General features: G+C 72.9%; 16 protein-coding genes. 5 read left to right on the top strand and 11 right to left on the bottom strand.

The window, feature by feature from the left end; translation table 11 throughout:
- Positions 1-91: 91 nt before the first annotated feature.
- The 10 genes from lgt to hisI are packed head-to-tail and all read right to left on the bottom strand — an operon-like array spanning position 92 to position 8,088.
- Complete coding sequence (gene lgt, locus ACSQ11_RS13730; RefSeq protein WP_436006792.1) at positions 92-1,093, bottom strand: prolipoprotein diacylglyceryl transferase; 1,002 nt, start codon at positions 1,091-1,093, stop codon at positions 92-94.
- A gap of 23 nt (positions 1,094-1,116) precedes the next feature.
- Positions 1,117-1,884: a DsbA family protein gene (locus tag ACSQ11_RS13725; protein ID WP_436006293.1), complete on the bottom strand. Its 768-nt coding sequence runs from the start codon at positions 1,882-1,884 to the stop codon at positions 1,117-1,119.
- A 38-nt stretch (positions 1,885-1,922) separates the two neighbouring features.
- The gene (locus tag ACSQ11_RS13720; RefSeq protein WP_436006291.1) at positions 1,923-2,390 is read right to left on the bottom strand and encodes a MauE/DoxX family redox-associated membrane protein; all 468 of its coding nucleotides are present in this window, start codon (positions 2,388-2,390) and stop codon (positions 1,923-1,925) included.
- Positions 2,387-3,217, bottom strand: coding sequence for a tryptophan synthase subunit alpha (gene trpA / locus ACSQ11_RS13715; protein ID WP_436006289.1), 831 nt, complete (start codon positions 3,215-3,217; stop codon positions 2,387-2,389). The genes ACSQ11_RS13720 and trpA overlap by 4 nt, the downstream gene beginning before the upstream one ends.
- Positions 3,214-4,470, bottom strand: a complete 1,257-nt coding sequence (gene trpB, locus ACSQ11_RS13710) for a tryptophan synthase subunit beta (protein ID WP_436006287.1) — start codon at positions 4,468-4,470, stop codon at positions 3,214-3,216. Before trpB ends, trpA begins: the two co-directional genes overlap by 4 nt.
- Positions 4,467-5,258: an indole-3-glycerol phosphate synthase TrpC gene (trpC, locus tag ACSQ11_RS13705; RefSeq protein WP_436006285.1), complete on the bottom strand. Its 792-nt coding sequence runs from the start codon at positions 5,256-5,258 to the stop codon at positions 4,467-4,469. The genes trpB and trpC overlap by 4 nt, the downstream gene beginning before the upstream one ends.
- Before the next feature lie 10 nt (positions 5,259-5,268).
- The gene (locus ACSQ11_RS13700) at positions 5,269-5,505 is read right to left on the bottom strand and encodes an HGxxPAAW family protein (protein WP_436006283.1); all 237 of its coding nucleotides are present in this window, start codon (positions 5,503-5,505) and stop codon (positions 5,269-5,271) included.
- 41 nt (positions 5,506-5,546) lie between these two features.
- The gene (locus ACSQ11_RS13695; RefSeq protein WP_436006281.1) at positions 5,547-6,119 is read right to left on the bottom strand and encodes a Trp biosynthesis-associated membrane protein; all 573 of its coding nucleotides are present in this window, start codon (positions 6,117-6,119) and stop codon (positions 5,547-5,549) included.
- Positions 6,116-7,720: an anthranilate synthase component I gene (locus ACSQ11_RS13690; protein ID WP_436006279.1), complete on the bottom strand. Its 1,605-nt coding sequence runs from the start codon at positions 7,718-7,720 to the stop codon at positions 6,116-6,118. The genes ACSQ11_RS13695 and ACSQ11_RS13690 overlap by 4 nt, the downstream gene beginning before the upstream one ends.
- Entirely contained in the window at positions 7,717-8,088 is a 372-nt protein-coding gene (hisI, locus tag ACSQ11_RS13685) for a phosphoribosyl-AMP cyclohydrolase (protein WP_147065447.1), read from the bottom strand. Before hisI ends, ACSQ11_RS13690 begins: the two co-directional genes overlap by 4 nt.
- 36 nt (positions 8,089-8,124) lie before the next feature.
- Between hisI and ACSQ11_RS13680 the strand changes: the two genes are divergently transcribed.
- From ACSQ11_RS13680 to ACSQ11_RS13670, 3 genes are read left to right on the top strand one after another with little or no spacing between them, the layout of a single operon-like run.
- Positions 8,125-8,781 (top strand): TIGR03085 family metal-binding protein, encoded by a 657-nt coding sequence (locus tag ACSQ11_RS13680; RefSeq protein WP_436006277.1) that lies wholly within the window; start codon positions 8,125-8,127, stop codon positions 8,779-8,781.
- Between the two features lies 1 nt (position 8,782).
- Positions 8,783-9,187 carry a hypothetical protein gene (locus tag ACSQ11_RS13675; protein WP_436006275.1) on the top strand — a complete coding sequence of 135 codons (405 nt, stop codon included), beginning with the start codon at positions 8,783-8,785 and terminating at the stop codon, positions 9,185-9,187.
- A complete protein-coding gene (locus ACSQ11_RS13670) occupies positions 9,184-9,408 on the top strand; it encodes a hypothetical protein (protein ID WP_436006273.1) in 225 nt (74 codons plus the stop codon). The genes ACSQ11_RS13675 and ACSQ11_RS13670 overlap by 4 nt, the downstream gene beginning before the upstream one ends.
- Here the strand turns inward: ACSQ11_RS13670 and hisF are convergent, their stop codons facing one another.
- Positions 9,409-10,182, bottom strand: coding sequence for an imidazole glycerol phosphate synthase subunit HisF (gene hisF / locus ACSQ11_RS13665; RefSeq protein ID WP_436006271.1), 774 nt, complete (start codon positions 10,180-10,182; stop codon positions 9,409-9,411). It abuts the gene before it with no gap.
- Positions 10,183-10,217: 35 nt separating this feature from the next.
- Between hisF and ACSQ11_RS13660 the strand changes: the two genes are divergently transcribed.
- A complete protein-coding gene (locus ACSQ11_RS13660) occupies positions 10,218-11,378 on the top strand; it encodes an FUSC family protein (protein WP_436006269.1) in 1,161 nt (386 codons plus the stop codon).
- Between the two features lie 10 nt (positions 11,379-11,388).
- Positions 11,389-13,164 carry an MFS transporter gene (locus ACSQ11_RS13655; RefSeq protein ID WP_436006267.1) on the top strand — a complete coding sequence of 592 codons (1,776 nt, stop codon included), beginning with the start codon at positions 11,389-11,391 and terminating at the stop codon, positions 13,162-13,164.
- Positions 13,165-13,177 lie beyond the last annotated feature (13 nt).

Here is a 13,177-nt window from a genome sequence, read left to right as displayed (position 1 = left end):
TCCGGGCACGGGAGGTCATCGGACGCGGACAGCGGTGGCCACGTGCAACGGATGCTAGCCCACAACCGTCTTGCACTGCGAGCGGCAAATCTCACATCGTGGATGTGCCCGCATCGCTCTCGCGGCCCTTGCGCTGCTCGGGGGCGAGGACCTCCGGCGTGTCCGCGCGGGCTGGCTCGTCCGCCTCGTCCTCGTCGCCCGAGTCGTCGAGACGCTCCGGATCGTCCGAGCGGTCCGGGTCGACCGGGACATCCGGGTCGGACGCGTGGTCCGACGCGGCCCGTCGGCCCGTGTGGACGAAGACTGCCACCCCGATGAGGAAGACGAGGATGCTCGTCCACACGTTGAGCCGCTGGCCCAGGATGAGCTCGGCCTCGTCGGTGCGCATCTTCTCGATGATGATGCGGCCGATCGGGTAGCCGGCGATGTAGAGACCGAACAGCTGGCCGCGTGCGAGCGAGAACCGACGGTCGACGAGCAGGAGCACGCCCGCGAGGAGCATGACCCAGAGGAACTCGTAGAGGAACGTCGGGTGGAACGTGCCGAGGACCACGGGGTCACCGGAGGCGTCACGCACGGCCCGGCCGGCGCCGTTGTCCCACTGGTGGATGGTCAGGCCCCACGGCAGGTCGGTGCGACCGCCGTAGAGCTCGTTGTTGAACCAGTTGCCCCAGCGACCGATGCCCTGGGCGATGGCGACGCCCGGTGCGGCGGCGTCGGCGAAGTCGAGGAAGCGCACGCCGACCCGGCGGCACCCGACCCAGGCCCCGAGCGCGCCGAGGGCCACGGCGCCCCAGATGCCGAGGCCGCCCTCCCAGATCTTGAACGCGTCGAGCGGGTGGCCGCCCTCACCCCAGTACGGGTCCGGGGTGGTGATGACGTGGTAGAGGCGCCCACCGATGATGCCGGCCACGACGGCGTATGCCGCGACGTCCATGACCTGTCCCGGCTCACCTCCGCGGTCGCGCATCCTGCGGTCGGTGAGCCAGACGGCGACGACGATGCCGAGCAGGATGCACAGGGCGTAGCCGCGGATCGGCAGCGGCCCGAGGTGGAGCACGCCGGCTGTGGGGCTCGGGATCGTCGCAGGGATCGCGGCGGGCAGGGTAGCGGCGATCACTTCGTGGCCGCCTCAACTGCTGCGGTGAGCGCGGCCGGGTTCGGCACGGCGTCGAAGTCGAGCTTGCGACCGGCGAGCTCGACGGTCGGCGTCGAGTTGATGCCGGCCTTGCCGGACGACTCCTCCGTGGACTCGACGTAGGCGGTGTACTTCTTGTCGTCGACGCACTGCTGCCAGGTGTCGAGCGCTCCGCCGGTGATGCCGGCGCCCTCGGCGAAGCCCTTGACCTGGGCCGTGGACCAGCCCGCGCCCTCCTGGGCGGGCATGTTGGCGTAGACGGAGTCGTGGAAGGCCTGGAACTTCCCGGCGTCGGCCGCGCACATCGCGGCGTTGCCCATCTCGAGCGAGTGGGTGGTGCCGAGGTTGGCGTCGAGGAACGTCTTGAGGTGGTACACGAGCTTGATCCTGCCCTGCTTCGCGAGGTCCGCGACGGTGGAACCCATCACGCGCTCGAACTGGGCGCACGACGGACACTGGAAGTCCTCGTAGACGTCGAGTGTCGGCGCGCCCGGCTGGAGCGGGACGTCGGCGTTGGCGACGAAGCCCTGACCCATGCCGGCCGCACCGGCGGGGACGGCGGTGCTCGTCCCGACCCGGTCCTGCTTGTTGCGCTCGGCCACGACGACACCTCCGACCACGGCGATGATCGCGATGACCGCGACGACCGCCCCGACGACGATCCGGTTGGCTCCCCCGCCGGTGTCCTTGCGGACGGCGTCGATCTTCGCCTGCCGGTCGCTGCGGGGGCTGGGCTTTGTGGCCATGGTGCTCGTACTCCTGGACGAAGGGGCGGTCGGAGGGGTCAGGGCGCGCGGAAGAGCGCGCGGTCGAGGGAGAACAGGGATCGGGGACGCACAGCGAGCCACAGCCCGCACGCGAGCATCCCGAGGTCCTCGAGGATGCGCGGCAGGTACGACGTCTCGTCGGCGGCCACCGTCCCGCCGCCGCCGAAGCAGCCGCAGTCGATGGTGAGGCCACGCGCCCATGCCTGCGCGATCCCGGCGACGAAGACGACGAGCAGCAGCGAGGTCAGGACGGCCGCGGTGCGGGTGAACAGCCCGAGGACGAGCAGCAGGCCGAGGAGGATCTCGATGGTCGGGAGGGCGTAGCCGACATAGGCGGCGAGGTCGTGCGGCAGCACCTGGTAGGCCTGCGTGGCCTTGGCCGAGGCGTCGGGAGTCGTGACCTTGAGGCCACCGGCGACGAGGAACACTGCGCCGAGGACGAGACGGGCGATCGACCCGAGTCCGTCGGCGACACGAGTGCTCACCTCGCTCCTTCCCTCACTCCCCTGGCCAGGTCGGCCGTCAACTCCCGCAACGCGTCGAGCCGGGCCCCGAGTTCCCCGTCACCCGTGAGGGTGCGCACGAACGCGGTCCCGACGATGACCCCGTCGGCGTACTGGGCCAGCTCGGCCGCCTGGTCGCCGTGGGAGACGCCGAGCCCGACGCACACCGGAAGGTCGGTCACGGACCGGGTGCGCTCGACGAGCTCGCGGGCCGAGGAGCCGACGCTCGTGCGCTCGCCGGTGACGCCCATCGTCGACGCGGCGTAGACGAAACCGCGGCACGCGTCGGTGACGCGCGAGAGGCGCTCCGGCGTGGAGCTCGGCGCGACGAGGAAGACCCGGTCGAGCCCCTCCCGCTCGCTCGCGGCGATCCACTCCTCGCCCTCGTCGGGGATGAGGTCGGGGGTGATGAGGCCCGCGCCACCAGCAGCGGCGAGCTCAGCGGCATAGCGGTCGACGCCGCGGCGCAGGATGAGGTTCCAGTAGCTCATGACGAGGGCGGGAGCACCCGCGTCACGGATGGCCCGGGTCGCGCGGAAGCCGTCGACGACGTGGGCGCCACCGGCCAGCGCCGTCTCGGCGGCGTGCTGGATGACGGGGCCGTCCATGAGCGGGTCGGAGTAGGGCAGGCCGACCTCGACGATGTCGACGCCGGACTCGACCATCGCGACCATGGCGCGGATCGAGCCCTCGACGTCGGGGAAGCCGACGGGGAGGTAGCCGATGAGCGCGGCGCGCCCTTCGGCGCGGCAACGGGCGAGGACGTCGGAGACGCCGAGGTCGGGGCCCGGCCCCGCGATGGCGCTCACAGCTGCGCCCGCCCGTCGCCGGTGGCGCCCGGGTCGTCGGACTCGCCGGAGGGGACGACGTCGTCGCCATCGTCGACGAGGCCGAACCACTCGGCAGCCGTGTGCATGTCCTTGTCGCCGCGCCCGGACAGGTTGACGAGGATGATCCCGTCGGGTCCCAGCTCACGTCCGAGGACGAGCGCCCCGGCCAGCGCGTGGGCCGACTCGATCGCGGGGATGATGCCCTCGGTGCGGCAGAGGAGGGCGAAGGCCTCCATGGCCTGGTCGTCCGTGGCGTAGACGTAGTCGGCGCGCCCCGAGTCCCGCAGGAACGAGTGCTCCGGCCCGACGCTCGGGTAGTCGAGCCCGGCGGACACCGAGTGCGACTCGACCGTCTGGCCGTCCTCGTCCTGCATGAGGTAGCTCATGGCGCCGTGGAGCACGCCCGGGATGGCACTGGCGAACCGCGCTGCGTGACGACCCTCGAGGCCCTCTCCCCCGGCCTCGACGCCGACGAGTCGCACACCCTCGTCCTCGATGAAGCGGTGGAAGATGCCCATGGCGTTGGACCCGCCGCCGACGCAGGCGACGACCGCGTCGGGCAGGCGGCCGGTGAGCTCGAGCACCTGCTCGCGCGCCTCGACGCCGATGATCCGGTGGAAGTCGCGCACCATCTCGGGGAACGGGTGCGGCCCGGTGACGGTGCCGATGAGGTAGTGGGTGTCGTCGACGTTGGTGACCCAGTCGCGCAGCGCCTCGTTGATGGCGTCCTTGAGGGTGGCGCTGCCGTGCTCGACCGCGACGACCTCGGCGCCGAGCATCCGCATGCGGGCGACGTTGAGCGCCTGGCGCTCGGTGTCGACCTTGCCCATGTAGACGCGGCACGACAGGCCCATGAGGGCCGCGGCGGTGGCCGTGGCCACGCCGTGCTGGCCGGCGCCCGTCTCGGCGATGACACGGCTCTTGCCCATCCGCTTGGTGAGCAGCGCCTGGGCGATGACGTTGTTGATCTTGTGCGAGCCCGTGTGGTTGAGGTCCTCGCGCTTGAGGATGATCCGCGCGCCACCGGCGTGGGCGGCGAACCGGGGCACCTCGGTGATGATGCTCGGCCGACCGGTGTAGGTGCGGTGGAGGTGCTCGAGCTCGGCGAGGAACGTCGGGTCCTGCATCGCCGACGTCCGGGCCTCGTCGAGCTGCTCGAGCGCGGGGACGAGGGCCTCGGGGACGTAGCGGCCGCCGAACGCGCCGAACCTGCCGGCGCTGCCGGCGCTCACGAGCCACCTCCGGCGGCGACGATCTCGCGCACGGCGGCAGCGGGGTCGGCACCGCTCACGAGCGCTTCGCCGACGAGGACCGCGTCGGCCCCCTGCACGGCATACAGGGTCGCGTCGGCGGCACCGGAGACACCGGACTCCGCGACCTTGACGACTCCCGGTGGGATGAGCGGGACGAGGCGCGAGAAGGTGTCGCGGTGGACCTCGAGGGTCTTGAGGTTGCGGGCGTTGACCCCGATGACCGAGGCGCCTGCGTCGACCGCTCGCTGGGTCTCGCCCTCGTCGTGGACCTCCACGAGCGCGGTCATCCCGAGCTCGTGGGCCAGGGCGTGCATGCGCGCCAGCTCGGCATCGGTGAGCGAGGCGACGATGAGCAGGATGATGTCGGCCCCGTGCGCCCGCGCCTCCCAGAGCTGGTAGTCGGTGACCATGAAGTCCTTGCGCAGGACGGGGACCGACACCGCCGCCCGGACGCTGTCGAGGTCGGCGAGGCTGCCGTGGAAGCGGCGCTGCTCGGTGAGGACGCTGATGGCCGTGGCGCCCGCGTCGGCGTAGGTCGACGCCAAGGAGGCCGGGTCGGAGATCTCGGCGAGGTGGCCCTTGCTCGGGCTCGCCCGCTTGACCTCGGCGATGAGTGACAGTCCCGGGGCACGCAGACGCTCCTCGGCGTCGATGGCGGCCGGCAGGTCGGCGACGCGGCGCTCGAGGTCGGACTGGCTGACCTGCTCGGTGCGGACGGCGAGGTCCTCGCGCACACCGGCGACGATGGCGTCGAGCACGGTGCTCATGCGCGCCGGCTCAGGAGAGGTTGCTGTCGGCGCGCGCGACGGCGCCGTTGACACCGTGGCCCGCGAGCGCCAGCACCTTGCCGGCGACGAGGCCGACGACGGTGAGGACGACGCCCACGATGAACAGGCCCACGCTGGCGAGGACGACGGCGAGCGACATGACGGCCGTGGCGAGGAGCACGATGCCGACCATGACCCACGCAGCCAGGCTGTGGCCGTGGTGGTCGTCGTCGTGGTGATCAGCCATGGGTGCCTCCGTCGGAAGTGGTGTGTGCGTGCGCCATTCTGTCACTCCCGCGCCGACGGACCGACATCGGTCGGGTCCTCGCCCGCGCTGAGCTGGTCCCAGTCGCTCTCGGGCGCGCGACCCGGCGCCTCGTAGCGCGAGGACAGCCCGGGGGCGACGCGGCGGACCCGCGCCAGTCCCAGCAGGGCGAGCCCGGCGAGGACGAACCCGACGACGGCCACCCACGGCCAGCCACCCGGGGTGGCGTGCGTCTCGATGCTGCCGGTCCGGCCGGCGGCGGCCGCGGCGATGGGCCCGAGGGCGCCGTCGGGGTCGAGCAGGACCCGGGCGACGATGACGACACCGCCGAGCGTCGCCAGGCCCGTGAGCACGAGGGCGACGATGCGGGCGCGCGGTCCTGCGGTCGCCGACGCCACAGCGCCCGCGACGACGACCAGGGCGAGCGCGACGACCCCACCCGCGACCTCGGAGCCGGTGGCCGAGACCGACGACTGCCCGAGGACGACGTCGTCGACGGAGCCGGTGAGCCACGTCCGGGATGCGGTGACGATGACGAGCAGCGCGCCGAGGACGACGAGGAGGATGAGGGTGCCCCGACGGCGCAGCAGGCTCACGGGACCTTCCTCAGGGCCGAGGCGGTCGCGACCGCGCGCAGGGCGGCGGTCGCCTTGGCGACGCACTCGTCGTGCTCGGTGCGGGGCACGGAGTCGGCGACGATCCCGGCGCCGGCCTGGACGTGGGCGGTGCCGCCGTCGAGGAGCGCGGTGCGGATGGCGATGGCCATGTCGAGGTCGCCGTGGAAGTCGAGATAGCCCACGACCCCGCCGTAGACACCGCGCCGCGACGGCTCGTAGCCCTCGATGAGCGAGAGCGCACGCGGTTTCGGCGCACCGGACAGCGTGCCCGCGGGGAAGGTCGAGACGAGCACGTCGTAGGCCCGCACACCGTCGCGCAGCTCCCCCACCACCGTGGACTCGAGGTGCATGACGTGGCTGTAGCGGCGCACGTCCATGAACTCGACGACGTCGACCGTGCCGGGCCGGCACACGCGCCCGAGGTCGTTGCGGCCGAGATCGACGAGCATGACGTGCTCGGAGCGTTCCTTGGGGTCCGCGAGCAGGTCCTCGGCGAGCCGCACGTCGTCCTCGGGCGACTTGCCGCGCGGCCGCGACCCGGCGATGGGGTGCGTGATGGCCTGCGACCCGGTGACCTTGACGAGCGCTTCCGGGGAGCTCCCGACGACGTCGTATGCCGTCCCGTCCGGTCGCGTGAACCGGAACAGGTACATGTAGGGGCTGGGGTTGCCCGCCCGCAGCGCGCGGTAGACGTCGAGCGCGTCGGCGGGGCAGGGCATCGAGAACCGCTGCGACAGCACGACCTGGAAGACCTCGCCGGCGCGGATGTCCTCCTTGGCGCTCTCGACCATGGCTTCGTACTCGTCGCGGGTGAGGTTGGCGCTCACGCCCCGGAGGGCCTCGTCGACGACAGGGCCGTCGACGACGGAGACCGTGCTCTCGGCACCGGCGGCGAGGTCGTGCGTCATCGCGTCGAGCCGGGCGACGGCGTCGGTCCAGGCGTCCTGGACCCGCTCGTCGGTGGCGTCATAGTTCACGGCGTTGGCGATGAGCAGCACCGAGCCGTCGGCGTGGTCGAGCACGGCGAGGTCGGTGGCGAGCATCATCGCGAGCTCGGGCAGGTGCAGCACGTCCGGCGTCGTCGACGGGACCTTCTCCCAGCGACGGACCGCGTCGTACGAGATCATCCCGACCATCCCGCCGGTGAGCGGCGGGAGCCCGGGGATGGGGTCGGTCGCGAGCGCGGCGACGGTCTCGCGCAGGGCGTCGGTGGCGAGGCCGGTCGTCGGCGCCCCGACCGGCGCCTCGCCGATCCAGTGCACCTCGCCGTCCTTCTCGGTCAGCGTGGCCCGGCTGGCCGCACCGATGATCGAGTAGCGGCTCCAGACCCCGCCGTGCTCGGCGGACTCGAGGAGGAACGTGCCCGGCCGGTTCTGGGCGAGCTTGCGGTAGAGCCCGACGGGCGTCTCGGCGTCGGCCATGAGCCGGCGCACGACGGGGATGACGCGACGGCCCTCGGCGAGCACCTGGAACAGCGGCAGCGAAGGCCAGGTCGTCCCGAACGACAGGTCGGGGGTCGGCTGCGGCTGCGGCTGCGGCTGCGGCTGCGGCTGCCGAGGTGACTGGGGCGCGGCGGTCACGGTGCCGGCTCCCCCACGACGACCTCGAGCGCACCGGCGTCGAAGCAGGTGCGGTCTCCGGTGTGGCAGGCCGCGCCCACCTGCTCGACCCGCACGAGGAGGGCGTCGCCGTCGCAGTCGAGGGCCACCGACTTGACGTACTGCGCGTGCCCCGAGGTGTCCCCCTTGCGCCAGTACTCCTGGCGGCTGCGCGACCAGAACGTCACCCGGCCCTCGGTGAGGGTGCGGCGCAGGGCCTCGGCGTCCATCCAGCCGAGCATGAGGACCTCGCCGGTGTCGTGCTGCTGGACGATGGCGGCGACGAGGCCGGAGTCGTCGAAGCGGAGACGGCTGGAGACGGTGGGGTCGAGGTCGGGCACGACCGCCATTGTGCCGCCCGGCCACGAAGGCGCGAGGATGGGCCCATGACCGACAGCCCCGGATCCCTCGCGCGCAGGGAGCGTCTCGACCTCTGCGACACCTTCGAGGCCGTCGGACCCGACGCCCCGACCCTCTGTATGCCGTGGACCACCCGCGATCTCGCCGCGCACCTCGTCGTGCGCGAGGGCCGTCCCGACGTCGCCTCGGGCATCTGGGTCCCGTTCCTCAAGGACCGCACGGAGCGCGAGCAGGCCAAGGTGGCCGCCCAGCCGTGGCCGGACCTCGTCGGCGCCGTGCGCTCGGGCCCGCCGATCTGGCATCCCGCGCAGCTGCCCGTCGTCGACAACGCGGTCAACCTCGCCGAGATGGTCATCCACCACGAGGACGTCCTGCGCGGCGACGGCACCCCGGGCCCCCGCCGTGAGGTGTCGCCGCAGCTCGACGCCGCGATCTGGGCGCTGCTGTCGCGCATGGGCCGGCTGCTGTTCCGCCGCGTCCCCTCGGCCGTCGAGCTCCACGCCCCGAGGCGCGAGGCGCTCACCTTCGGCGGCCGCGGCGGGGGCGACGGGACCGTCGTCGTGTCGGGAGAGCCGCTGGAGCTGTTGCTCACGGCATACGGGCGCAGGAACGTCGCACAGGTCGAGGTGACCGGGTCCCCGGAGGCGGTCAGCGCCTTCGAGTCGTCCCGCTTCGGTCTCTGACGTGACGGTGCAGGCGTCCGGACCGCGTGTCCTCACCGCGCTGCGGGACGAGTTCTCGCCGTGGCTGTGGGCGGTGACCGCGGGGGTCGGAGCGCTCGCCGTGGCGACGACGTGGCACTCGATGGGCGACGCGGCCGGTGACGGCCTCGGCCTCGTCGTGCCGATCGCCGCACCGGCCGTCGTCTCGGCGTGGGCGGTGCTCGAGCTCGTGTGGCGCCGGACCGACATGCCGTTGCCGACCCGGCTCTTCCTCGCGTGCATCAGCGCTCCGCTCCCGTCGGCGGTGCTCAGCGCGCTCACGGTCGGCGGGCTCAGTGCCCTGCCCGCGGCCCGACGCGCCGTCGAGGAGGCCAGCGCCGGCAACGGCGGGTTCCACTACTGGTGGGACGACGGCGTGGTCCGGTGACCGGCGTGTGGACCTTCTTCGGCAGCTGGGGCCTGGGCGGGGCCGCCGGGCTCGTCGTGCTGCTGGTCCTCGTCATGCCGGTGCTCGCCTGGACCCGGTCGAGCGAGGTGCTCGACGGCACGAGGGTCGAGGACCACCGACGGGGGCGGGTCGTCATCACCGGCGTCTACGTGGTGCTCGCCGTCGTCATGGTGGCGCTGTGCGTCTGGCAGCTGACCTGATCAGCGCACGGGGTGGCCGTCGGCGCGCAGCGCGTCCTTGACCTGGCCGATGGTGAGGTCGCCGAAGTGGAAGACGCTCGCCGCGAGCACCGCGTCGGCGCCGGCCCGCACCGCGGGCGCGAAGTGCTCGACCGCGCCCGCACCGCCGCTCGCGATGACCGGGATCGTCACCTCGCGGCGGACCCGGGCGATGAGGTCGAGGTCGAAGCCCGCCTTGGTGCCGTCGGCGTCCATCGAGTTGAGCAGGATCTCGCCGGCGCCGAGCTCGGCCGCGCGCACGCACCACTCGACGGCGTCGAGCCCGGTACCCGTGCGGCCACCGTGGGTCGTCACCTCGACGTCGTCGGTGACGGCGCCGTCGTCACCGCGGCGGCGCCGCACGTCGGCGGAGAGCACGAGCACCTGGGAGCCGAACCGGTCGGCGGTCTCGGCGATGAGCTCGGGTCGGGCGATGGCGGCCGTGTTGACGCCGACCTTGTCGGCGCCGCTGCGCAGCAGGCGGTCGACGTCGTCGACGGTGCGCACTCCCCCGCCGACGGTGAGCGGGATGAAGACCTGCTCGGCGGTGCGCCGCACGACGTCGTAGGTCGTCGCCCGGTCGCCGCTGCTCGCCGTGACGTCGAGGAAGGTCAGCTCGTCGGCGCCCTGCTCGCCGTAGGAGCGGGCGAGCTCGACGGGGTCGCCGGCGTCACGCAGGTTCTCGAAGTTCACGCCCTTGACGACGCGACCGGCGTCGACGTCGAGACACGGGATGACACGGATGGCGACGCTCACGTGGGCAGGCTATCCGCCGCGAGATGATGCGACGTATGCCGTCCGCCTCCGACCTGCCCGCCCGCGTCGCGCGGCGCTCCCGCTCCGAGGCCCGGATCCGGACCGACCGGCTGGTGAGCCGGCTCGCCTTCATCCTCCAGTGCGGGTTCGGTGCGGCGCTCGCGTGGTGGCTCGCCGGTGACGTCTTCGGGCACCGGATGCCGTTCTTCGCACCGGTGACCGCGATCATTACGCTCGGCATGTCCTACGGGCAGCGCGTGCGTCGAGCCGTCGAGGTGATGATCGGCGTCGCCCTGGGCGTCTTCATCGGTGACGTCTTCTCGCACGTCTTCGGCAGCGGCGTCCTCCAGGTGCTCGTCGTCGTCGTGCTCGCGATGACGATCGCGTCGCTCGTCGGCGCCGGCATCCTGCTGACGATCCAGGCCGGGGTCCAGGCGGCCATCATCACGACCCTCCTGGCGGCGCCCGACCAGGCGTTCACCCGCTGGCTCGACGCGGTCATCGGTGGCGCGGTGGCGCTCGTCATCAGCGTCCTCGTGCCCGCCACCGGGCTGCAGCGACCGCGCCAGAAGGCTGCTCGCGTGGTCGAGGAGATCGCGGCCATCCTGCGCGAGACGGCGACGGTGATCCGGACCGACGACGGCGAGCTCGCGGGCGTGACGCTCCGTCGGGCCCGGGCCTCCGAGGGCATGCTCGACGAACTGCAGTCGTTGGCATCCGAGGGCGTCGCCGTCGTCCGCCTGTCGCCGTTCCGGCGCCGCCACCTCCCCGGTGCCCAGGCTGTCGCCGACCTCCTCGAACCGCTGGACCGCGCGATCCGCAACCTGCGCGTCCTCGTCCGGCGGGCGCTCGTCGGGACGCGACGCGGCGAGGTGATTCCCCCGGCATACACCGCGCTGCTGGACGACCTCGCGCTGTCGTGCGACGACATCGCTCGCGAGCTGCACCAGCGCCACGAGCCGACGAGTGCCCGTGCCGGCCTGCACCGCCTCGCCGAACGCAGCGCCGTCGTCGACCCGGCCTCGGGCCTGTCGGGCGAGGTCATCCGGGCACAGGTCCGGTCGATGGTCGTGGACCTGCTCGTCCTCACCGGCCTGCCCGTCGAGGAGGCCGGTGAGCTCGTGCCGGCGTCGCACCGCGAGCTCGACGACGACCGCCTCCTGGGCGACGACGCACCCGACGAGGAGCCGACCTAGGGTTGAGCGTGTGGCAGTGGACGCAGTGACCGACGTGGCAGGGCTCGTGGGAGATGTCCGCCGGCTCCTGTCGGAGCGGGGCCCGAGGGCCGGGGACGTCACGATCGTCGCCGTCGACGGACCGAGCGGCTCGGGCAAGACCACGTTGGGCGGTGACCTCGGCGATGCGCTCGGCGCGCTCGTCCTCCACGTCGACGACATGCACCAGGGCTGGACGGGTCTGCTGTCCACGGTCGACCTCGCCCGCGCCTCGCTCGTCGACGCCTGGTCCACGGGTCGGCCCGCGAGCCACCCGACGTGGGACTGGGACGTCGACGAGCCCGGTGCCGCCGCCGACGTGCCCCGGAGCGATCTCGTCGTCCTCGAGGGCGTGGGGGCGTTCGCGATCGCCGGCGACTCGGCGTCCGCCCGGGTGTGGGTCGAAGCCCCCACCGACCAGCGGTGGTCCCGCGCGATCTCCCGCGACGGTGCGGTGTTCGAGGCGCACTGGGACGAGTGGGCCGACCAGGAACGCCAGCTGTATGCCGTCTCGCCCGGTCGCGCTGCCGCCGACCTGACGCTCGACACGGGTTCCTCCGCTGCCGCCGCCGACGAGGCGCGTCCGGCAGACGGTCCCCCGCTCTGGCTCGTCGTCCTCGGCGTCGTCGCGGTGTCACTGAGCATGCGGACCCTCATGACGTCGTTGCCGCCGCTGCTTCCGCGCATCCGTGAGGACCTCGGGCTGAGCTCGGTCTGGCTCGGCGTGCTCACGACGCTGCCGGTGCTCTGCATGGGGCTGCTCGCACCGCCGTCGGCCCGGCTCGGGCTGCGGCTCGGCGTGGCCCGGTGCATCTCGCTGGCGATGGTCGCGATCGCCGTGGGCAACCTCGCACGCGGGTTCGGCCACGAGGTCGCCGCCCTCTACCTCGGCACCCTCTGCGCCGGCGCGGGCATCGCGCTGGCGGGCACGCTGCTGCCGGGCATGGTCAAGGCGTCGTTCCCGCCCGGTCGTGCCGGGCTCGCGACGGGTCTGCAGATGTTCGCGATGATGGGTGGGGCCGCCGTCGCCGCGGCCGTGTCCGTGCCGCTGGCCGGCGCGCTCGGTGACTGGGACGTCGCGCTCGGCTTCTGGGGTCTGGTCGCCGTCGCCGGAGTCGTGCTGTGGCTGCCCGTCGACCGGGCCGTCCACCGTGGCGGCGACCACGACCAGCACCCGCCGGACTCCAGCCACCGGTTGCCTTGGCGGAGCCGGACCGCGTGGATGCTCGCCGGGTTCCTCGCGGTGCAGTCGTGGGAGTTCTACTCCACGCTCGCCTGGCTCTCCCCCACCTACGTCGGGCACGGCTGGGAGGCGCAGGACGCCGGGCTGCTGCTCTCGGTGTTCACCGGTGCGCAGTTCGTGTCGGGCCTCGTGGGGCCCGCGATCACCGACCGGGTGGGCGACTGGCGGGTGCCGCTCGTCGGCGCCGCGCTGTGCGGTCTCGCCGGGCAGGCCGGCGTGTGGCTCGCGCCCGACGCCGCGCCGTGGGTCTGGGCGCTGCTCCTCGGCGTGGCCCAGGGAGCGTCCTTCGCGATCGGGCTCGTCCTGCTCGTCCGGTATGCCGTGTCGCCCGCCGCCGCTGCCCGGTTCACCGCGATGGCCTTCCTCGTGTCCTACACCGTCGCGTCGATGGGGCCGACGACGATGGGCGCGGTGCGCGACCTGTCCGGGAGCTACTCGACGATCTGGCTCGTGCTCGCGTCGCTGATGTTCGTCCAGCTCGGCGCGGCCATCCTCCTCAGGCCGGACCGACCCCAGGTCCCCTGACGTCCCCGTCCCC

The organism is Knoellia sp. LjRoot47, from assembly GCF_964253435.1.
Lineage (GTDB): Bacteria > Actinomycetota > Actinomycetes > Actinomycetales > Dermatophilaceae > Knoellia.
This window is presented reverse-complemented; position numbering and strand designations above follow the sequence as displayed.

Excerpts from the sequence above, each read along its gene's own strand:
- ACSQ11_RS13725 (WP_436006293.1), bottom strand. The coding sequence starts at position 1,884 with ATGGCCACAAAGCCCAGCCCCCGCAGCGACCGGCAGGCGAAGATCGAC.
- trpC (WP_436006285.1), bottom strand. The coding sequence starts at position 5,258 with ATGAGCACCGTGCTCGACGCCATCGTCGCCGGTGTGCGCGAGGACCTC.
- ACSQ11_RS13700 (WP_436006283.1), bottom strand. The coding sequence starts at position 5,505 with ATGGCTGATCACCACGACGACGACCACCACGGCCACAGCCTGGCTGCG.
- hisI (WP_147065447.1), bottom strand. The coding sequence starts at position 8,088 with ATGGCGGTCGTGCCCGACCTCGACCCCACCGTCTCCAGCCGTCTCCGC.
- ACSQ11_RS13680 (WP_436006277.1), top strand. The coding sequence starts at position 8,125 with ATGACCGACAGCCCCGGATCCCTCGCGCGCAGGGAGCGTCTCGACCTC.
- ACSQ11_RS13660 (WP_436006269.1), top strand. The coding sequence starts at position 10,218 with ATGCCGTCCGCCTCCGACCTGCCCGCCCGCGTCGCGCGGCGCTCCCGC.